The sequence below is a fragment of the Micrococcus cohnii genome (assembly GCF_014205175.1).
GTDB classification, from domain to species: domain Bacteria; phylum Actinomycetota; class Actinomycetes; order Actinomycetales; family Micrococcaceae; genus Micrococcus; species Micrococcus cohnii.
Genome location: NZ_JACHNA010000001.1, coordinates 1,766,617 through 1,786,847, shown reverse-complemented (window position 1 = coordinate 1,786,847; position 20,231 = coordinate 1,766,617). Strand labels below are relative to the sequence as shown.

The following is a 20,231-nucleotide window of genomic DNA, read 5'->3' as shown; positions in this document are numbered from 1 at the left end:
GTGGGCGTGGGCGTGGGCGTGGGCGTGGGCGCAAGTCGGCGCAGGGCGGGGGCGTGGACGTCCGCGGCGGGCGTGGGCGTGGGCGTGGACGCCAACGGGCGGGGCGGCACTGCCTCGGCCCCCGCCTTGGATGCGCGATGATGGTGCGTCGTGACCTCTTCCCACCCCGATCGCACCGCGTCCGGCCCCGCGGGCCCCGCCGCCGACGCCCCGACCCGCGTCCGCCTCGGGGTGCTGCTCGACCCCGACGCGGCCTCGTCCACAGCCGCGTCTGGTGTCCCCGACTCGCCGGACCTCGTGCCCGACCTCACCCGTGACCTCACGATCGCCTACCCGGGCCTGACGTGGGACGTCACCGTGCTCGTCGAACGGCTCGGCGACCCCGACGACGACTCCCTCGACCTGCTCGAGGCCACGCGCGATCGCATGCTCGACGAGGACTTCGACCTCGCGGTCGGCGTCGTCGCTGAGCCGCTTGAGCAGGGCCGCCACACGCTCACGGCGCAGGTCTCGCCGGTGCATGCCTCGGGCGTTGTCTCCCTCTCCCACGCGGAGTCGGGGGCCCGCGAGCAGGTGACCCGCGTCGTCGGGAAGATCCTCGGCGCGGACCCGGACGAGGGCGACCCCACGGACGCCCAGCGCGCCTCGGCCGCCCACTCGGCCCGGCAGTTGGCCACCGACGTGGGCAACCGGCACGGAGAGAACGCGGTGAGCTACGGGTGGCGCGTCGCGGCAGGCAACGCGCGGCTGCTGCTGCGCACGATCCGCTCGAATCGGCCGTGGATGCTCGCGGCGAGCCTGTCGAAGTCGATGTCGGCGGCGCTGGCCACGGGCGCGCTCACCCTCATCACGACCGACCTGTGGATGCTCTCCGCCGAGTACAACGCGCTGCAGATGACGATGGTCGGCGCGATCGCGGTGCTCGCGGTGACCGTCTCGCTCGTCGTCGGCGCGGACCTGTGGGAGCGTCCGCGCCGCGCGGCCGAGCGCGAGCAGGTGACGGTGTTCAACATCGCGACTCTCGCCACGGTGCTGATCGGCGTGCTCGTGCTGCACCTGGCCCTGTTCCTGGCGGCGCTGGTCGGGGCGCTGCTGCTGGTGGACGCGGAGGTGTTCGGCGTGGTCACGGGGGAGCCGGCGCAGTTCGTGCAGTACGCGAAGCTCGCCTGGTTCGTCGGCGGGCTCGCGACGATCGGCTCGGCCCTGGGCGCCGGGCTCGAGGAGGACGACGACGTGCGCGAGGCGATCTTCACGCGCGGCACGGCGTGAGCGCGGGCTCCCGGCCCGCCCGCACGGCGGCTCAGCGCTTCGACCAGATCCGCGTGTTCAGGCGGAAGTCTTCGACGAGGCCGAGGAAGAGCAGGAAGTCGTCGTAGACCTGCCGGGCCACGTCCTCGATGCCCAGGTCCTGCTGCCGCACGACGTCCAGGCCGAAGCGGTTCCGGTCCAGCGCGGCGCCGATGTGCATCTGCCCGTGGGTGAAGGAGACGGCGATGTGCTCGGTGTCGAACCGCTCGTGCAGCTGCTGCAGGGTGTCCATGAACTCGGGGGTGATCAGGTAGCGGGCCTCGACCTGGTCGCTGGTCCACGCGTCGAAGCGCTGGCTCACGCGCACATCCTCGAGGCGCAGCGGGCTGAGCCCCATCGTTTCCGCCGCCTGGTCAGACATGCTGCGGAACGCCTGGTGCTGCTGCGTGGGCAGCAGGAACGTCGTGGAGGTGAACTCCTTGTGGAAGTCGGCGGAGAAGTACACGAACGAGCTGCGGGTGGTCGCGACGTCCTTCTCGAGGTCGCGCAGCCAGTCGCGGGCCGAGTCCTTCATGCCCGCGGGCATCAGTGAGCTGAGGTCGCCGCCGCGGGAGTCCCGGGCGCGCAGGGAGGAGAGCTCCCGCTCCTGCAGGTGGCTCAGGGTGCCGTGGTCTTCCTGCCGTTCGAGGCTGCGCAGGCGCCGTTCACGGCTGCGCCGCTCTTCATCGGGCTCCTCCGGGCTCGGCGCGGGCGGCGTCATCTCCTCCCACTTCAGGTCTGCGAGGACGAAGTCGGTCTCGCCGAGGGTGCCGGTGACGACGTCCTCCTGGTGCACGGAGGGGTCCATGATGAAGCCGGATGAGCGCAGCCGGGGCGCGGAGACGCGGCCCTCGGGCTCGTAGACGGCGTTGAGGCGGGCGCCGTCCTCCGCGGCGTCGGGGGTGCTCAGGCCCTCGGCGATCGACTGGAAGACGGGGACGCTGACGTTCTGCGTGGCGGAGCGGGAGACCTCGCCGGCGCGGCGCATCGTCACGTAGGCGGGGACGGCCATGAGCGCGATGCCCAGCAGTACGGTCGGGATGAACATGACCAGCACGCTGGGGAAGAAGAGGACCAGACCGAGCACGACCATGACCTTGAAGTACCAGGGCATGCGGTGCTGCAGGTCTGTCGCATCCGACTCGACCTGGCGCATTGCCTCGTGGTCGAGACCGGACCAGATCGACTCGAACGACGGGACGTCCAGCCGGCGGCTCATGCGCGGCTCCCGGCCGCCGAAGTCCCGTCCGCCGGGGTGCCGCCGCCGAGGAACCCGCCGAGGTCTGCCTGTTCGCGCTTGACGGCGTTCGTCAGCTCGAACAGGTCGTGGTGGCCGAAGCCGAGAACACCAGCGATCAGCACGGTGGGGAAGGACTGCCGGGCCGTGTTGTAGTCGGTCGCGGCGGCGTTGTAGGCGCGGCGGGCGGCCTGCAGGCGTTCCTCGGTCTCGTTGACGGTGCGCTGCAGGACCTCGACGTTCGCGAGGGAACGCATCTGCGGGTACGCCTCGAAGGAGGCCAGAGCACCGGGGGCTTCGACGATGCGCCGCTGGGCGTCATCGAGGGCGGCGTGGAGCTCAGACTTCTCCTTCACGCTCATCTCGCGGATCGAGCGACCCGTGCGCAGGGCGGTGGCGCCCAGCACTGTCTCCACTTCCTTGCCGACGGCACCCTCGACGACCTGGGCCTGCTGGCTCACCTGGTCGTAGCGGGTCTCGAGGGCCACGTCGATGCCGCGCAGCGCTTCCGTCGAGGCGTTGCGCCGCCGGACGAGGCCGTTGTAGACGCCGACCGCCCACAGGGCCAGGGCGACGATGAGCGCCGCCACGACGATCAGGACGATGATTCCTGTGCTCACAGGGGTCTCCTCTGCGGAGTCGGGTGGGGGACAGCGCCAGGCCGATGAGACGCGGCACACGCTATCACGGGGCTGTGACGTGCCCGGGAACTGCCGTGGAGCGGCCTGGGAGCCGCGGAGTGAGACCATGGTCCGCATGAGAGCCGACGCCCGAGCCAACCGAGAGGACCTGCTGCAGGCGGCCAGGGATCTGACGGGGGAGAAGGGCCTGGACGTCTCGCTGCGGGCGATCGCCCAGCGCGCCGGCGTCGGCGTCGCCACCCTCTACCGGCACTTCCCGACGTGCCGAGACCTGCTGACCGAGCTGCTGCAGGGGCTGCTGGCCGATCTGCGTGCGGCGGCCGAGCGCTTCCATTCCGGCGAGGAGGACTTGAGCGCGCGGTGGCGGGACTTCGCCGTGCACGTCGCCGCCGTGAACCTGACGGCCGTCGCGGTGACGCGCCAGTCCATGAAGGAGCGGGACCTGCCGCACCGGGAGCTGATGGAAGCGGCGGAGGGGGAGATCCTCGAGCTGATGGAGTCAGTGGCCTCGGTCGTGCGCGCGGCCAGGATCGTCCGGGCCGATGTGACGGGCGAGCGCTTCCTGCTGGGCCTGATGACGGTGATGCGGCCGCTGCTGCCCGAGGTAGAGCAGGTGCTGCCGGACCAACGCGCGTGGCTGCTCGACGCCTATCTGCGAGGGCTGGCCGCCGGATGACGCCCGCCGGGCGGGTCAGCTGCGGAGGCGGTTGACCAGCGGGTCCATGACGGACCCGGTGAGCAGCATGGCGCAGATTCCGGCGGGCACGGCGACGACCCAGCACCACAACTCGGTCAGCGACGTGAACTGGGTGAGGGCCACCATCGTCACAATCATGATCGAAAAGCCCACGGCGTGCGCCGTCCACAGCACGCCCGGATGTGTGCCGACAGGCTGCTGAGGGGTGTCGCGGCGGTCGGACTGTGCGCGCCGGGACTCAGTGCGGCGCGGCTCGGTCACGGACAGGGCGGTGGCGGTCATGTCGGTCTCCGGGCGGCTCACGGGTGCGGGGTCTTTCTGCTGGGCGTGAGACCAGTCTTCCGGGCACCGCCGGCACAGAGCACCGTCCCAGGGATGATCCGGCTGGGTGGGGCCTCCTCCTTTCGGGGGAGCGTGCCGTCAGCCGTCGATGCCGCCGCGGGGTGTGGCGCCGGTGGGACCGGTGGGCGCGGGGTCCTGGGTGGAGTCGGGCAGGGGCTTGTATCGGCCGGTGTAGTCGTGCAGATCGCCGGTGTCTTCATACCCGGAACCGACGGCGCCGTACTCGGGGTCCAACGTGGACCGCACCATGCGGTGGTCGGTGGGCATGTCGCGGCAGGCGCCGCGGACGAGTGCGGTGACGATCAGGTCGCCGTGGCGGTCTTCGTCGAGCAGGACGGTGAGGGCGAGGTCGCGTTCGTGGTGGTGTCCGCCGAGCAGGCGGGTGCCGGAGAAGTTGCCGTCGGCATCGACGTCGGCGGGGTCGTCGGCGAGTTCCCAGCCCTGGGTGCGGGCCTGGTCGCGGACGTGGTCGGCGACGGTGCGGGCGACGTGCTTGTCGCGGACGGTGACTTTCGCTTCGGCGACCCAGGAGGTGTTCTCCACGGCGGCGGGGTCGCCGGGCAGGGCGCCGGTGCAGGTGCGTTCACGCAGGCGGGTGAGGGAGTCCGCACCCATGGATCGGGCGAGGTCGGGGAAGGTCTTCTCGAGAAACTCGCCGTCGGCGGTGGACCGCTGGGCAGCGTGCTGCAGCTCGGCGTCGCTCGGCTCGTCGGGCCCGCAGCCGGTGAGGCCGGCTGCCAGGGTCAAGGCGAGGACGGCCGTGAGAGCCGGTCTCAGGGTGTCCCGTCTTGTGTTCATGCCTGTGAGTGTGTCAGGCCAGCAGCGCCGCCAGCACCTGCTCCGCCGACCCCGCGCGCACCCGCGCCGCGCCCGTGCCGGCCCACAGGTGCACCTGGTGCAGGTCACCCGCGGCAGCGGCGGCCTTCCGCAGCGGCCCGGTCATTGCGTTGACGTGCGGATATGCCTGCGGGGCGTCCGGGTGCTCGCGCAGGAACGCGGTGACGAGCGAGCGCGCCCACCGGCCCGTGTACGCGCGAGTCAACGCGGTCTCGGGGCCCGGGGCGTCGTCGAGGTCGCCCGGCGCCGCCTGATGCTCTGCGCCCGTGAGACCGGCCAGGGCGCGACGGTGCGCCGCCGACGTGGCGGCCTCGTCCGCGAGCAGGAACGCGGTGCCGCACTGCGCCGCGACGGCGCCCGCCTCGAGGACCGCGACGACGTCCTCGGCGCGCATGATCGCCCCGGCGGCCACCACCGGCACGCTGCCCCCGACGGTCTGCCGCACCTCGTGCACCAGCCGCGCCGTCTCCTCGACGCCGACCGGTCCGCCCGCGTCCGTGACCGCCGGGTGGCGCGTGCCGCCCTGGTGCCCGCCGGCGGCCGGCCCCTGCACGGTCAGGAACTCCGCGCCCGCCGCGACGGCCTCGCTCGCCTGCCCGGCGTCGGTGACCGTCACGCCCGCGGGGACCCCGGCCGCGGCCAGTCGCGCGAACACCTCGGGTGACGGCAACCCGAACGTGAAGGACACCGCCGGCCACCGCTGCTCGACCGCCGCGTCCACCATCGCCGCGAACTCGCGGGCCTGCTCCTCGTCGTCGGGCGTGGCCTGCGCGAGCGTCGCCACCGGGATCTCGGCCGTCTCTGCCGCGTCCCCCGCCGCGACGGCCCGCACCCGCACGGCCTCGGCCGCCTCCACCACTCGCTCACGGTGTGCCTCCACGGCCGCGGCCGTCGCCGCGTCGAGCGCACTCGTCCGGCGCTCGGAGGGCAGGGCCGTGTTCGCGACGTCGGGCACGAACACGTTCACGCCGAAGCGCCGTGCCGCGTCGGCGTCCCCCGGGCCCACATCCGGCCCGGCCAGCAGCTCCCGCGTCCGCTCCACCTGCTCGCGCACCGCCTCGACGGTCTTCATGCCCCCGGCCAGCCATCCGGCGCCGCCGGCCCTCACGACGGCGGCCACCAGCTCAGGGCTACTCGGCCCGCCTGCCATCGGCGCGACCGCGACGGGCACGGCCGCGTCCAGCACGGCGATCTGCGCAGAGGCGTTCACATCGGGAACGTGCGTGGCGTCCATGCGCCGGACGATAGCGCGCGGCCAACACCGTCAGAACCCGCGGCCGTCATGCGACGCAGTGCGACGCCCGAGGCCCGTGCCCCACACCCTGGGACACCCCCGTACCGTGGAGCACCATGGAAGCGATGGTCGCGACGGTCCCGCTGCTGGTCACGCTGGCGCTGCTCACCCGCCCGCTGCCCGGCTGGGTACCGCCCGCGGCGGGCATCGTCGCCGCCATCGGCCTCGGCCTGGCCGTGCTCGGCGCGAGGCCCGCCGAGTTCGGTGGGGCTCTCGGCCAGGGGGTGCCGACGTTCGTCGAGGTGCTGGCGATCATGGCCGGTGGCGTCACCCTGGCCCGCGTCATGGAGCGCGGCGGCGCCAACGCCCGGCTCACCGCCTGGCTGTCCTCGGGCGCGGCGCCCGGCCTCGGCACGGCGCTGCTCATGATCCACGGCGTCGTTCCCTTCCTCGAGACGGTCACCGGGTTCGGCGTCTCCGTGATCGTCGGGCTGCCGTTGCTGCTGGGCCTCGGGTTCACGCCGCTGCGCGCCGCCGTCCTGGTGCTGCTGGGCCTGACGATCGGCCCGTGGGGATCGATGGCGCCCGGGACCCTGCTCGGCGCGCAGCTCGGCGGCCTCGACTTCCAGGAGGTCGGGGTGCTCGCCGCCGTGCTCAACACCGTGCACCCCGTCGTCTCCGGGGCGACGGCGGCGCTGCTCGTGCACCGGCCCGGCACCCGTGGCGGACGGGCCACGGGCATGGCGCTCGGCGCGGTCTCCGGGCTCGTGCAGTCCGCCCTGATCCTCGGCGCCAACCTCACGCTGGGCACCGCGCCCGCCGGGGCCGTCGCCGCGTTCCTCATGACGGTGCTGTGGCTGCTGGTCCTACGGCGCGGCCACCTCGCACCGGGGCCGGGCGTCGCGGTGCTGCCCTACGTCGTGCTCATGGTCGGCACCGTGCTGGGGACCGCGCTCGAAGGCGTGCTCCCGGCCTCGGCGTCGGCGCTCGGCGCGCTGGTCGGCAGCCCGGCCCTGTGGTCGTTCACGGGCGCCCTGCTCGGCATGCGGCTGCTGCGTCTGCGCGGCGAAGACGCCCGCGCCGTGCCCGGCGAGGCGGCCCGGCTCTGGGCGGCCATCGCGATTCCGACGAGCCTGTATCTGGTGCTCGGGTACTGCCTCACCGCCGGCGGGCACTCCGAGGCCCTGGCGGGCTCGCTCGCGGGTCTCGGCGCCGGGTACCTGGCAGCGGCGCCGTTCCTGGCGGGCGTCTCCGGCTACATCACGGCGTCCAACACCGGGGCGATGTCCATGTTCGGCACCGTGCAGATGGACACCGGGCCGGCCCTCGGCGTGCGCCCCGAGTGGATGAACGCCCTGCACAACTCCGCCGCCGGCTACGCGATCATCGCCGGACCGGCCCGCATCGAGACCGCCTACCGCATGGCCCTGCCCGCCCAGCGCGCCGACGGGGCGGCCGCCGGAGAACGTCCCGTCACACGCACGGACATGCTCGTCTGGCTCGTCCCGCCCGTGCTCGTCGGGCTCAGCTTGCAAGCCGCGGCGGCCGTCATCGTGTTGCCCGGCCTCTGAGCGGCGCCGGGCAGCGCGCGGTCCGTCGCCCCGGTTCCGAGCCCCGTCCGCCCGATTTCCGACCTGTGGCGGTCCCCGTTCCCGAGCGCGCGGCCTAGGCTCGGAGGGTGATCCGAGTACTCGTGGCCGACGACCAGGCCCTCATGCGCACCGCCCTGGAACACTTCGTGAGCCTCGCCGACGACCTTGAGGTGGTCGGCGGCGCCTCCGACGGGGTGGAGGCCCTCGCACAGGCCGAGCGGCTGCGCCCGGACGTCGTGCTCATGGACATGCAGATGCCCCGCATGGACGGCGTCGAGGCGACCGCGCGGATCACCGAGGCGCTGCCCGAGACGAGCGTGCTGGCGATCACCACGTTCGCCTCCGAGCAGTACCTGGTGCCCGCGCTGCGCGCCGGGGCCGCCGGCTACCTCGTGAAGGACGCGCCGCCCGAGGACGTCGTCCAGGCCGTGCGCACGGTCCACGCGGGGGAGGCCGCGTTCTCCCCAGCCGTCGCCCGGGACCTGATCGACGCCGCGACCTCTGAGGCGCCGCACTCGCTGGCCCGGGACGCCGGCCCGGCCGAGCCGCTGGCCGAACACGAGCAGCTCACCGGTCGGGAGCTCGACGTCGTCCGCGAGCTCGCGCAGGGCCGGTCCAACGCGGAGATCGCTCGCGCGCTGTTCCTCGGGGAAGCCACCGTGAAGTCCCATCTGGGCCGTGTCATGGACAAGTGGCAGGTGCGCGACCGGGTGCAGGTGCTGCTGCGCGCCGCCCGCGCCGGCCTCGTCGAGCTCTGAGCGGAACCCGACGATGCCCTCATACGCCGCGCCCGCCCTGTCGGCCTCCCGCCTGCCGTCCGAACCTCGCCTGCCCGCCCTGCTGCGCTGTGAGCCGGTCTCCCGGCACATGCGGTACCTGCTCTACGGGCTCGCGGTCCTGCTGATCGTCCTCGAGGTGGGCGGGCTGCTGCTCGGTCCCACACTGGAGCAGTGGTTCATGGCCGACCCGGCGTTCCGGGAGGAGATGGAGACGGCGCAGCAGGAGGGACTGACGGAGACGTCCCCGCTGGTCGGCCTCGCCCTGACGGCCATGGCCGCGCTGCTGACCGTCGGGTTCGCCTGGCAGCCGAGCGTCGCCGCGCTGCTGGTGCTGATCGGCGGCGGTTTCGGGCTCCTCGGGCTCGTCGGGGACGACCACACGCAGCTGAACACGTTCGCGTTCGCCGGCGGTCTCGTCGTGGGCTCCGCGATGGTGGCTCGCTACTCGCGGCCGCTCTTCGCGTACTCGGCGCTGGGCGCCCTGGCTCTGCTGGTGACCGCGGCGGAGCTGCTGGTCGACGGCAGTCTCGCGGATGACAGCTCGTTGGCCGGAGGCATGACTATGTTCGCGGTGCTGGGGCTCGTCCTCGCGGTCCCGTCGCTGCTGATCCGGCGGGCTCGGCGTCAAGTCCGCGTCCGTGAAGCGGCGCTGCGGGAGGCGCAGGAGCGCGTCGAGCAGGCGACCGAGGCGGAGCGGCAGCGGATCGCCACCGAGCTGCACGACGTGGTCGCGCACGGGCTGACGGTGATCTCGATGCAGGCCGCCATGCTCCGCACCACCGAGGACCCCATCGCCCGCAGCGAGAGCGAACGGACGATCGAGACGGCCGCCCGCCAGTCGCTGGTGGACCTGCGGCGCATGCTCACGGCGCTGCGCGGCACGGACCGGAATCTCGACTCTGACGAGGACGGCGCGGTCGCGGACCTCGGCGCCCGGCTCGATGAACTCGAGGGCCGGCTGACCGCGGCCGGCTTCCAGGTGGACCGGCGCCTCGACGGGCTGGCTGAGCTGCCGCGCTCAATGGAGCTGACGGTCCTGCGGATCCTGCAGGAGGCCACCACCAACGTCCTGAAGCACGCCCCGCGGTGCGGTGCGGTGCACATGCACAGCCTCCACGACGACTCCGGCCGCCTCGTGCTCGAGGTCTCGAGCCCGCTGGCGGCCGCCCCGGAGGAGCCCTCCGAGCCCGAGCGCGCTCCGCGACCCCGCTGGGCCGGTTCGGGCGCGGGCTTCGGCCTGGCCGGCATGCGCGAGCGCGTCGCCCTGTTCGGCGGCACCCTGCGGGCCGAGGCGCTCGGCTCCCGCTGGCTCGTGCGGGCCGTCCTGCCGACCCGCTGAACCGGGCGCAGGGACTCAGCGCAGCGGGACGGTGAACTCCTCGCCGGGGCGGAGCGTGCGATCCTGGCCCGCGACGACCATCGGCACGTCCCGCACCAGGCCCTCCTGGGCGGTGACGGTCACCGCGTCGTGGCGCATGTGGATCTTCACCGGTTGCTCACGGAAGCGGATCGTGAACGCCGCACCGGGCAGCTGCTCCGGCAGCACCGGGTCCACGCGCAGCACGTCGTCGCGGGTCTCCAGCCCCGCGTAGCAGCGGATCACGGTGTCCACCGTGCCGGCCATCAAGCCGAGGTGGATGCCCTCGCGGGTGGTGCCGCCCTGCGTGTCCGAGAGGTCGGACTCGAGCGCCTCGGTGAACAGGTCCCAGGACGCGTCCGGGTCGGTGCGGGCCGTCACCCACGCGTGCACGAGCCGGGACAGGGTCGAGCCGTGCGTCGAGCGGGCCGCATAGTAGGCGACCGTCCGCTCGAAGTTCTCGCGCGGCAGCTCGTAGCCCATGCGGCGCAGGATCTCGTCGAGCTCCTCCGGGCTGAACAGGTAGGTCAGCATGAGCGCGTCCGCCTGCTTGGAGAGCTTGTACCGGTTGGTCGTGTCGCCCTCGGCCTGCAGGATCAGGTCCATGCGGCCGATGTTGCCGTACTTGGCCCGGTAGGCGTCCCAGTCGAACTCGAGCAGGTCCTGGTAGCCCTCGAACTGGGCGAGGATGCCGGCCTCCTCGCCCTCGGTGAAGAACGGGATCGTGAGGCGCGCGGCGATGTGCTCCCAGTTCTCGATCTCCTCCTCCGAGATCTCCATGACCTCGGTGAGCGGGTCGTCGAGGGTGTCCATCCACCGCACCAGCCTCGCGGTCTCGGACAGCAGCCACGAGGTCAGAACGTTGGTGTACGCGTTGTTGCGCAGCCCCGAGCCGGGGGTCTGCGGGTAGCCGTCGTGGAACTCGTCCGGGCCCATCACGCCGTGGATCTCGTAGCGGTCGGTCTCCGCGTCGTGCAGGGTCATCGACGTGAAGAACCGGGAGATCTCGACGAGCATCTCGGCGGCGTAGTCGGAGATGAACGAGCGGTCCTGCGTCGCCTCGATGTAGCGCAGCACCGAGTAGGCGACGTCCAGGGAGACGTGCCGCTGGTTGTGGGAGTTGTCCGGCATCCACTGCTGGTTGCGCGGGTTCCACAGTTCGGTGGGGGTCTCCTCGCGACCGTCGGAGCCGCCCTGCCACGGGTACATGGCCCCGGCCCAGCCCTCGGCGCGGGCGTTGGCGCGGGCCTCGTTGAGGCGGCGGTAGCGGTACATGAGCAGGCCGCGGGTGATCTCGGGGCGGCGCAGCGTGAGCATCGGGAAGATGTAGATCTCGTCCCAGAAGATGTGCCCGCGGTAGCCCTCGCCGTGCAGTCCACGCGCCCCGACGGAGGCGTCGAGGTCGCGGCGCTTGCCGTAGGCGGACTGCAGCACGTGGTAGGTGTGCAGGTTCAGCGCCAGCTGCTGGCGCAGGGAGGCGCCGTCCTTGCCCATGACGGCGGCCGTGCCGACCGAGCGGGAGCGGGCGGCCTCGAACTCCGGGTGCTCGAAGTCGGCCTCCGGATCGAGGCGGGCGGTCGAGCGGCGCTGGTGCGCGTACTGTTCGGCCAGGTCGATGCGCACCGCGAAGCGGTCCCAGTTCATGCCCCAGCGCTGCTCGTGCAGGGTCAGCAGGTTCCGGAAGTTCTGGGCGCGCTGGACCGTCTTGACGGCGGACTCGCTCACCGAGGACTGCGCGTGATCGTGCGTGTTCGCGACGGCCGCGGTCTTCTCGAGCACCAGGGGCACGCCCTGGTCGAGGCGCAGGAAGATGTCCTGACCCGCGACGAGGTCACCGCCCTCCTCGACAGCGCGGCGGATCGGCTGGGTGTGGCCGATCGGGGCCATCTGACGGGTGCGGGTGGCCATGGCGATGTGGATGCGCGACTGGTTCGTGCGGGTCTCCAGCAGCACGGTCTCCCCGTCGAGCTCGGTGGCCTGGACCGGCTCGAGGTGGCGGTTGGCCAGGGTGCGGTCGTCGGAGACATTCAGGTTGGCCACGCGCCCGTCGATCATGGAACGGACGGTGACCTCACCGGACCAGTTCTCAGCGATCACGGTCAGCTCGAGGGCGGCGATGTGTCGGTTCGCCAGCGACTGGAACTGGCGGGTGTGCAGGCTCGTGCGGCGGCCCGTGGCGTCTTCGAACACCATGGTGCGGCTGAGCACGCCGCGGCGCAGGTCCATTTCCTGGTGGAAGTCGACCATCTCCTCCTCGCCCGGCAGCAGGGGCCGTCCGTCGCGCGGGGTGACGATCAGCGGCGTCCAGTCCTGGATGTTCACGAGGTGCTCGGTCTCGACGGCCTTGCCCTGCACGTGCGAGGTGAGGCGGTTGAACACGCCGGCCAGGTAGGTGCCGGGGTAGTGCGTCTCGGAGGCGCGGGTGCCCGGGATCGAGCCGCGCGTGCCCCAATAGCCGTTGGCGAGGGTGCACAGCACCTCGCGCGTGCCCTCGGACTCGGGGTCGAACTCGTCCCAGCGCAGCACCCAGGCGGCGTCGAACGGGGCGGCGGCGCGCTTGTGCAGCTCGAGGGTCCCGTAGTCCTGCACGACCAGGTGCGCGCCCGCGTCCTTGAGCCGGCCCTTGCCGAGCTCGGGCTCGCGGTCCACACCGATGACGAGGCCGAAGCGGCCGTCGGCGGCGGCCTTCACACCCGAAACGGCGTCCTCGAGAACGATCGCGTCGGCCGGGTCGACGCCCAAACGGTGCGCGGCCTCCCAGAACATCGCCGGGTCGGGCTTGCCGGGCAGGGAGCGCTCGACGGCGGTGTTGCCGTCGACGATCACGGGGAAGTGCTCGAGGACGCCGCCGGCGCCGAGCACAGCACGGGAGTTCTTGGAACTGGTCACCAGGGCCACCGGCACGCCCTTGTGGCGCAGGTTCTCCAGCAGCTCAGCGGCCTCATCGAACACGCGGACGCCGTCACGGGCGAGCACCGCCTCGAAGAAGCCCTGCTTGCGCTCGGCCAGGGCCTGGACGGTGGGCGGCTCCCCGTCGGCGGTCTCGGTAGCCTCGGGGACGGTGAGGCCGCGGGAGGCGAAGAACGCGCGCACGCCGTCCTCACGGGGGCGGCCGTCCACGTGCTGCAGGTAGTCCGCGTGCAGGTCGAACTCGGCGAGCACGTCCGGGTTCGCCGTGACGACGCCCTCGTTGGCCGGCAGCTGCCCGACCTGCGGCAGCGCCTCGTCGAACAGTTCCTTCCAGGCGGCGGCGTGCACGCCGGCGGTGTCGGTGACGACGCCGTCCATGTCGAAGATGACCGCGCGGTAGCGGCGCAGGCGGTGGCGGCGGGCGTTGCGGTCCTGGACGGGGGCGGGAGTGAGGGTCTGCATCAGCGCGGGGGCCTTCGTTCGGGGCGGGAGACGTGGGGCGACCGGGGTGCGCGTGCGGGCGCCGCCTCGTGTTCTCGGACCAGCGTAGGGCCCGGGCCCGGCGGGGCGGCACCCCGCCCCGGCGGCGGTGACGGCTCTCACGGGGCCGCCCGGGGTCGTCACCGGACCGGGGCCGTCTGCGGCTCGGTCGGCTGCTCAGACGTACGGCCCGGACAGGGCCTCGAAGAGCGCCCTGTCCTTGCGCTCGCGTGTGGCGATGCGCCGCCAGACCAGGGCGGACACAGCGACCGCGACGACGGCCGAGAGCAGCGCGAGCGTCGTGAACCCGTCGCCCTGGTAGGCGCGAGGGAACGCGATCCCGGCGCCGAAGAGCAGGATGGGAGCGAGGAGCAGGCATCCGTAGCCGCTGCACCCGGCGGCGTTGCGCTGGTGATGCGGGTGCGGGTCGGGCAGGCGCGGCACGCCGCGCGCGAGCTGGCCGGGGCGCCGGGAGGCCCAGTCCACCAGGATCCGACGGTCTTGGCGCTCGGCGGCCACGTTGAGGAGGTGTCCGATCGGGAGCATGAGGGGAAACAGGACCAGCAGAGTCATGAACCAGGGCAGGACGGCCTCCGACACGGCCGAGGGGTCCACCCGCACGCCCAGGACGCTCAGAGGGAGGGTGTGGACGATCGGGATGGTGAAGAGCAGGCCCAGCATGAGCAGCATCGCTGCGCCCAGGAGTTTCCCGTACAGGTCCGAGGCCCGTCCGGCCAGGCGCAAGGATCGTCCCAGGGTCACGCGCGCCTCGTCGTCGTCCGTCTCCAAGACGTTGCGGGACGGCGGCGCGTCGACGAGTGCCGCCCGCTCGTGGTGGAGAGCCTCGGCAGCGGTCTGCTCGGACTCGGTGCCGAAGGCGCGCCGTCGCTGTTCCGGGGTCAGCGCGCGCCGTAGCAGCCGAGCTCGCCGCCCAGTCCTGCCGCTGACGACGCTGCCGGGCCGCGGCCCGAGCGCCGCTTCCCCGTCAGCGGCGCCGCAGCAGTGTGAGCACCTCGGCGTGCCCGGTCTGCGGGAACATGTCGAACACCTGCACCCGCGCCGCCCGGTAGCCCGGCATCCGCGCCAGGTCCTGCGCGAGCGTCGCCGCGTTGCAGCTCGAATAGAGCACCGTGGGCACATCCGAGCGCTCCAGCGCCTCGGCCAGCTCGTGTCCGATGCCCCGCCGCGGCGGATTCACGACGACGACGTCCGGGTGAGCCTCCCGTTTCGGCCACGAAAGCGTCTCGGGAGCCTCCCGTTTCGGCCACGACAGCGCGGAGGTGGCGTCGCCGGCGGAGAAGAGGACCCGGTCCGACAGTCCCAGCTTGGCCGCCGTCTCCTGCGCCGCCGCCACCGCCTCCGCGGAGGACTCCATCCCCCACACCTCCCGTACCCCGGCCCGCGCCAGGTGGAACGCGAACCCGCCCACCCCGCAGTACAGGTCCCACGCGGACGCCGGCGCGCCGGCCTCGGTGATCCACCGCGCCGCCGTCGCATACAGCCGCTCCGTCACCGCCGTGTTCGTCTGGAAGAACCCCTGCGGGCGCAGGCGCAGCCCGATGCCGTTGAGCCGCATCGTCAGCGTCGGCCCGCCGGCCAACACGATCTCCTCCTCGCCCTCCGGCAGGGCCACGTGCCGCGGCAGCAGGTTCGCGCTCACCACCGACGCCGGGGTCCCGAGGGCCGCCAGCTCCTCGCGCAGCCCCGGCACGGCGGCGCGCAGCGCCTCGAGGCGGTCCCGCGAACGCAGCACGAAGCGCACCATCAGCTCCCGGTCCGGGGAGGCCGTCACGTGCACGTGCTTGAGCTCGCCCGTGCGCGCGGCGACGTCGTAGGGCTCCAGCCCAGCCGCCGTGATCGCCCGAGCGACCGCGTGGAACGCCGCCTCCATGTCCGGCTCGTACAGCCCGCAGTCCCGCAGGTCCACGCCCGTGCCGTCGTGGTGCTTCGGATGCTGGGCCGGGTCCAGGATCCCCAGCCGGGGCGCGGCCACGGTCCCCGTCACCACGAGCTTCGCCTTGTTCCGGAAGCCGGACTCCGGTCCGGAGACGAGCGGCTCCCACGCGGTGCGTTCGTCGGTGGCGTCGGCCAGTGCGTGCCGCACCGCGGCGTTCTTGCGGGTCTTCTGCTGCTCGTACGGCACTCCCATCAGGGAACACGAGCGGCACCGGCCGGCGTCGAAATGGGGGCACTGCATCGTCAGGGCCGGCCCGTCAGTACTGCGTGGACGGGCGCAGGTCGGGGCGGTCGAGGCGGTCGGCCAGTCGCGTCAGGCCCAGCTCCGCCGCGGCCGCCAGGTCCGCGTCGACGTCCATGACCGCGGCCGAGAGCGTCGGCAGGACCGTCTCGAGGTCCCGGTCCCCGGCCAGTTCGCCCAGGGCCGCGCACGCCGCGCCCCGCACTCCCGGGGACGGGTCGCCGCAGGCGGCGTGGACGGCGGCCACGAGGTCCGCGTCGAGCAGCTGGTCCGCGCGCAGCCGACCCGCGCGGGCCGTCAGCACCGTCAGCGCCGCCTCGCGGACCGTCTCGTCGTCATCGGTCAGCGCCTGGCGCAGGGCCGGCACGGCCGAGCGGTGCCACACGGCGGTCAGTGCGAGGGCGCCCGCGGCGGGCAGGGACAGGCCCTCGTCGTCGCCGGCGATCATCGCCGCCAGCCCCGAGGTGACGTCCTCCACGCTCGTGCGGCCGGTGAGCATCCGCACGGCGGTCTGCACGGTGCGGGATTCGCCGTGGGTCGTCGCCGCGGCCTCCGTGCGGGCGTGCAGGCGGGTCAGGGGAGTGTCGGGCCGGTCCGGGTCGAGGCCGGCGGGCAGAAACGGGTGGTTCTCGTCGTGCATGCGGCCATTCTCCCGCGCCCGCCACGTCCAGCGATCATTCGGCCCCCGTGCATGTGATGCATAGCATAAGATCCGCGCGCGAGTGATACTTTTGGGCCCATGCACGTGCGCGGGGCCCTCTCACTCGACTTCTCCGCAGAGAGCTATACCCACCCCACGGGCACCGTGGACGCCGGCACCGTGATCGCCTGGATCGACAAGGTCGGTTATGCCGTCGCCGCCAGCTGGTCCGGTTCGTTCGTCCGTGCCGCATACGTCGGGAACATGCAGTTCCGCCATCCGGTCCCCGTGGACACCCGCGCCACCGTCCAGGCTCGCGTCGTCTACACCGAGGGCGCGCAGATCCACGTGCAGACGCGCCTGCTGTTGCCGGAGATCCCCGATGCGGAGGGTCGTCCCGTCGTGTGCACCGACTGCCTCATGGTCTACACGGCCGAGGAGGACGGCGTCCCGCAGGACGTGCCCGTCTGGGAGCCGGCGACCGAGCGGCAGGCCGAGCGCGCTCGGCAGGCCCGGGAAGCGACCGGCCTGCGCGCCGAGATCGAGGGCGGCATGGCGGCCATGCCGTTCCCAGACCAAGTCGGCGAGCGCGACGAGCTGGTCACATTGCGTTTCCTGGCCGGGGCGTCCCACGCCACCGTCGGCTCCACCGTGCGTGCGGCGGCCGTGATGCGGTGGATCGACGAGGCGGCGGCCGTGTGCGCCGCCCGCTGGTCCGGCACGGAGAACGTCGTCGCGGCGTTCGCCGGCGGGGTGCGCTTCGTCGAAACCATCCGGGTCGGCGAGGTCGTCTCGGTGGACGCGCTGCTGGTGCACACCTCGGCCCGTGCCATGCACGTGGCGCTGCGGGTCTATGCCGCGCGCCGGCATGAGCGTCAGGGGCGGGTCGTCGCGCACTCGCTGGCGGTCATGGTGGCCCCCGACGACGGGCGGGCCCGGCCCGTCGAGCAGTGGGAGCCCGAGAGCGAGTGGGCCGCAGGGCTCGAGGAGAAGGCCGTCGAGCTGGTGCGCCTGCGCTCCGAGGCCGGGGCGACCTGGAGTTCGGTCTGAGCGTGAGACGACAGCGTTGGGCCGGGGAGGGGAAACGTAGACTTCGGTCATGAGCCCTGTGTCGCGCCTGCCCTTTCCTGCCGGACTCCGCGCTGACCGACTGCTGCGTCGCGTCGCCGTGAACGCTGCGGGGGTGGCCGCCCTGACCACCGTCGTCGTCCCGACCGTCGTGGCCGCGGGGCTGACGGCCGTGGACATGGTCAAGCGGCGCCACCGCAAGGCGCGGCCGGCCCCCAAGCCCGGCACCCACCGCGCGAGGGTGGGCAGCTCGACGATGGCGATCCATACCTCGGGGCAGGAGCTCTACGACGAGATGATCGCCGCGATCGACGGCGCGCAGGAGTCCGTCAAGCTCGAGACCTACATCTGGAAGGACGACGCGACGGGGCGACGCTTCGTCGAGGCCCTGAACCGCGCTGCCGAGCGCGGCGTGACGGTGCATGCGATCTATGACGGGTTCGGCAACCTCGTGGTGCCGAAACGGTTCTACACGGGCCTGTCGGAGAAGGTGCACGTGTACCGGCTGCCCGCGTTCACGCGCCCGTACTGGCGCGGGATCATTCGGCACACGGGCTTCAACCATTCGAAGGTGCTGGTCGTCGACGGGCGGATCGGGTTCGTCGGCGGCTTCAACATCGGCGACGACTACGCGACGACGTGGCGTGACACCCACGTCCAGGTGGAGGGGCCGTCCGTGTGGGGGCTCGACCACTCGATCGCGACCGTGTGGAATGCGTCCCACCCCGAGGGTGAGCGCATGGAGTGGTTCCCGCCCGAGGAGTGGGCGACGCAGGTGCGGGTGGCCTCGAACCTGCCCGTGCAGCTGGTGTACCCGATCCGTGAGTCGTATCTGACGGCGATCGAGCGGGCGCAGCGGCACATCTACATCTCCACCCCGTACTTCATCCCGGATCAGCAGGTCCTGCGTGCGCTGAAGGCGGCGGCTGCGCGCGGCGTCGACGTGCAGGTGATGGTGCCGAAGGACTCGAACCACATCGTCGCGGACTGGGTCTCCCGCGGCTTCTACGCCGAGCTGCTCGAGGCCGGCATCACGATTCTGCTGTACAAGGCCTGCATGATCCACGCCAAGACCGCGACCGTCGACGGGCAGTGGTCGACCGTCGGCACCGCGAACATCGACCGCCTCTCACTGGGTTACAACTACGAGACGAACATCGGCGTGCTCGACCCGGAGTTCGCCGCGCAGATGGAGCGGATCTTCGCCGCGGACGCCCGCCACTGTGAGCGGGTGGATCATCCGCGCTGGGAGGACCGCCACGGCCTGGCCCGTGTGATCGAGACGCTGCTGCGCCCGCTGCGCCCGCTGCTGTGAGCTGAGCCGGCGGTCGGCGCGGCCGCGTGGAGCACGCGGCGCGATGCGTCGGGCGCCGACCCCGCGGACCCCTCGGCCGTCTCCGCCCGCCTCGCCCTTGCATGCCCCTGGGGGTATACGTGTAACCTTCTGTCCATTGGATACCCCAGGGGGTATTGCGAGGTCCGGCCTCGCGGCCCCGTCCGTCGAAAGGACCCCCATGCTTCTCGAGCGCATCTACGACGAGGACCTCGCCCAGGCCAGCTACGTCATCGGCTGCCAGGCCATGGGCGAGGCGATCGTCGTCGACCCCCGCCGCGACGTGCAGGTCTACCTGGACCTCGCCGCCCGCCACGGCATGACGATCACGCACGTGACCGAGACTCACATCCACGCGGACTTCCTCTCCGGCACCCGCGAGCTCGCGGCCCGCACCGGCGCGCAGATCCACGTCTCCGGCGAGGGCGGCGAGGACTGGTCCTACGGCTTCGACGCGCACCTGCTGCACGACCGCGACGAGATCGCCCTCGGCAACATCACCGTCACCGCCCGCCACACCCCGGGCCACACCCCCGAGCACCTGAGCTTCCTCGTCCAGGACGGCGCGTTCGCCGATGAGCCCGGATACCTGCTCACCGGCGACTTCGTGTTCGCCGGCGACCTCGGCCGCCCGGACCTGCTCGACGAGGCCGCCGGCGGCGTCGACACCCGCTTCGAGGGCGCCACGCAACTGTTCGCCTCGCTCATGGACGTGTTCCTCACGCTTCCCGACCACGTGCAGGTCTACCCCGGTCATGGCGCCGGCTCCGCGTGCGGCAAGGCCCTCGGCGCGCTGCCCGCCACGACCGTCGGCTACGAGCGTCGCCACGCCTGGTGGGCCACCCATCTGGAGAACGATGACGAGCAGGGCTTCATCGACGAGCTGCTCGACGGTCAGCCCGACGCCCACGCCTACTTCGCCCGCATGAAGCGGCAGAACAAGCAGGGCCCGGCGATCCTCGGCGAGCTGCCCGAGCTCGCGGAGCTGGACGCGGCCGCCGTCCTCGAACGCCTCGACGCCGGTGCCGTGCTCGCCGACACCCGCGGCGTGGACGAGATCCTCGCCGGCACCGTGCCCGGCGCCCTGGCCCTGCCCTCCCGCGGCAAGGTCGCCACCCACGTCGGCTGGGCCTACGACCCGGAGAGCGACGACGCGGACATCGTGCTGCTCGCCGACGATCGCGAGGACGCCGAGACCATGCGCGAGCACATGATCCGCGTCGGCGTGGACGCGGCCGCCGCGTACACCGTCACCCTCGAGGGTCTGCCGCTTGAGCCGGTGCCGACCGTCGACGCCGAGGAGCTGGCCCGCCGCCTCGAGGCCGGTCAGATCGGCGCCGAGCAGGACACCGTGCTCGTCGACGTGCGCAACCGGACCGAGCATGCCGAGGGCACCATCGCCGACGCGCAGCAGCTGAACGCCGGCAAGGTGCTCTTCCACCAGGACGAGCTGCCGCGCGAGAAGACCCTCGTGACCTTCTGCCAGTCCGGGCTGCGCAACGTCGTGGCCGCCCAGGCCCTGCGCCGCGCCGGGTTCGACGTGATCGAGCTCGAGGGCAGCTACGCCGCCTGGGCCGCACGCTGAGCCGACCCGCCCCCC

Annotated in this window: 17 protein-coding genes; 8 read left to right on the top strand and 9 right to left on the bottom strand. The window is 72.6% G+C overall.

Annotated features, from left to right (window positions below; translation table 11 throughout):
* Positions 1–150 precede the first annotated feature (150 nt).
* Positions 151–1,269, top strand: coding sequence for a hypothetical protein (locus tag HDA30_RS08100; RefSeq protein WP_184241717.1), 1,119 nt, complete (start codon positions 151–153; stop codon positions 1,267–1,269).
* A 31-nt stretch (positions 1,270–1,300) separates the two neighbouring features.
* Here the strand turns inward: HDA30_RS08100 and HDA30_RS08095 are convergent, their stop codons facing one another.
* Together HDA30_RS08095 and HDA30_RS08090 are read right to left on the bottom strand one after the other, a co-directional pair.
* Entirely contained in the window at positions 1,301–2,506 is a 1,206-nt protein-coding gene (locus HDA30_RS08095; RefSeq protein ID WP_184241715.1) for a DUF3137 domain-containing protein, read from the bottom strand.
* Positions 2,503–3,144, bottom strand: a complete 642-nt coding sequence (locus tag HDA30_RS08090; RefSeq protein WP_184241713.1) for a LemA family protein — start codon at positions 3,142–3,144, stop codon at positions 2,503–2,505. The genes HDA30_RS08095 and HDA30_RS08090 overlap by 4 nt, the downstream gene beginning before the upstream one ends.
* Before the next feature lie 136 nt (positions 3,145–3,280).
* On the opposite strand from HDA30_RS08090, the gene HDA30_RS08085 reads away from it, so the two are divergent.
* Positions 3,281–3,841, top strand: a complete 561-nt coding sequence (locus HDA30_RS08085; RefSeq protein ID WP_184241711.1) for a TetR/AcrR family transcriptional regulator — start codon at positions 3,281–3,283, stop codon at positions 3,839–3,841.
* Between the two features lie 15 nt (positions 3,842–3,856).
* Here HDA30_RS08085 and HDA30_RS08080 read toward each other — a convergent pair whose 3' ends face one another.
* The 3 genes from HDA30_RS08080 to HDA30_RS08070 all read right to left on the bottom strand — a co-directional run bounded on the left by HDA30_RS08080 (position 3,857) and on the right by HDA30_RS08070 (position 6,275).
* Entirely contained in the window at positions 3,857–4,144 is a 288-nt protein-coding gene (locus HDA30_RS08080) for a hypothetical protein (RefSeq protein WP_184241709.1), read from the bottom strand.
* Between the two features lie 138 nt (positions 4,145–4,282).
* Positions 4,283–5,002, bottom strand: coding sequence for a hypothetical protein (locus HDA30_RS08075; protein ID WP_184241707.1), 720 nt, complete (start codon positions 5,000–5,002; stop codon positions 4,283–4,285).
* Between the two features lie 13 nt (positions 5,003–5,015).
* A complete protein-coding gene (locus HDA30_RS08070) occupies positions 5,016–6,275 on the bottom strand; it encodes a nitronate monooxygenase (RefSeq protein ID WP_184241704.1) in 1,260 nt (419 codons plus the stop codon).
* Between the two features lie 116 nt (positions 6,276–6,391).
* On the opposite strand from HDA30_RS08070, the gene HDA30_RS08065 reads away from it, so the two are divergent.
* From HDA30_RS08065 to HDA30_RS08055, 3 genes are all read left to right on the top strand, one after another.
* Positions 6,392–7,846 carry an L-lactate permease gene (locus HDA30_RS08065; protein WP_184241702.1) on the top strand — a complete coding sequence of 485 codons (1,455 nt, stop codon included), beginning with the start codon at positions 6,392–6,394 and terminating at the stop codon, positions 7,844–7,846.
* 107 nt (positions 7,847–7,953) lie between these two features.
* The gene (locus tag HDA30_RS08060; RefSeq protein ID WP_158496293.1) at positions 7,954–8,625 is read left to right on the top strand and encodes a response regulator; all 672 of its coding nucleotides are present in this window, start codon (positions 7,954–7,956) and stop codon (positions 8,623–8,625) included.
* 13 nt (positions 8,626–8,638) lie between these two features.
* On the top strand, positions 8,639–9,985 hold the full coding sequence (locus HDA30_RS08055; RefSeq protein WP_158496294.1) for a sensor histidine kinase: 1,347 nt from the start codon (positions 8,639–8,641) through the stop codon (positions 9,983–9,985).
* A 15-nt stretch (positions 9,986–10,000) separates the two neighbouring features.
* Here the strand turns inward: HDA30_RS08055 and HDA30_RS08050 are convergent, their stop codons facing one another.
* The 4 genes from HDA30_RS08050 to HDA30_RS08035 form a co-directional block, all read right to left on the bottom strand.
* A complete protein-coding gene (locus HDA30_RS08050; RefSeq protein ID WP_246418728.1) occupies positions 10,001–13,375 on the bottom strand; it encodes a beta-phosphoglucomutase family hydrolase in 3,375 nt (1,124 codons plus the stop codon).
* 195 nt (positions 13,376–13,570) lie between these two features.
* Positions 13,571–14,155 (bottom strand): hypothetical protein, encoded by a 585-nt coding sequence (locus tag HDA30_RS08045; protein WP_184241700.1) that lies wholly within the window; start codon positions 14,153–14,155, stop codon positions 13,571–13,573.
* A 223-nt stretch (positions 14,156–14,378) separates the two neighbouring features.
* On the bottom strand, positions 14,379–15,590 hold the full coding sequence (rlmC, locus tag HDA30_RS08040) for a 23S rRNA (uracil(747)-C(5))-methyltransferase RlmC (RefSeq protein WP_184241698.1): 1,212 nt from the start codon (positions 15,588–15,590) through the stop codon (positions 14,379–14,381).
* Between the two features lie 16 nt (positions 15,591–15,606).
* Entirely contained in the window at positions 15,607–16,230 is a 624-nt protein-coding gene (locus HDA30_RS08035) for a HEAT repeat domain-containing protein (RefSeq protein WP_158496297.1), read from the bottom strand.
* Positions 16,231–16,329: 99 nt separating this feature from the next.
* On the opposite strand from HDA30_RS08035, the gene HDA30_RS08030 reads away from it, so the two are divergent.
* The 3 genes from HDA30_RS08030 to HDA30_RS08020 all read left to right on the top strand — a co-directional run bounded on the left by HDA30_RS08030 (position 16,330) and on the right by HDA30_RS08020 (position 20,216).
* Positions 16,330–17,280 carry an acyl-CoA thioesterase gene (locus HDA30_RS08030; protein ID WP_158496298.1) on the top strand — a complete coding sequence of 317 codons (951 nt, stop codon included), beginning with the start codon at positions 16,330–16,332 and terminating at the stop codon, positions 17,278–17,280.
* A gap of 49 nt (positions 17,281–17,329) precedes the next feature.
* Positions 17,330–18,613, top strand: coding sequence for a phospholipase D-like domain-containing protein (locus HDA30_RS08025; protein ID WP_158496299.1), 1,284 nt, complete (start codon positions 17,330–17,332; stop codon positions 18,611–18,613).
* Between the two features lie 199 nt (positions 18,614–18,812).
* Entirely contained in the window at positions 18,813–20,216 is a 1,404-nt protein-coding gene (locus HDA30_RS08020; RefSeq protein WP_158496300.1) for an MBL fold metallo-hydrolase, read from the top strand.
* The last annotated feature ends 15 nt before the right edge of the window (positions 20,217–20,231 follow it).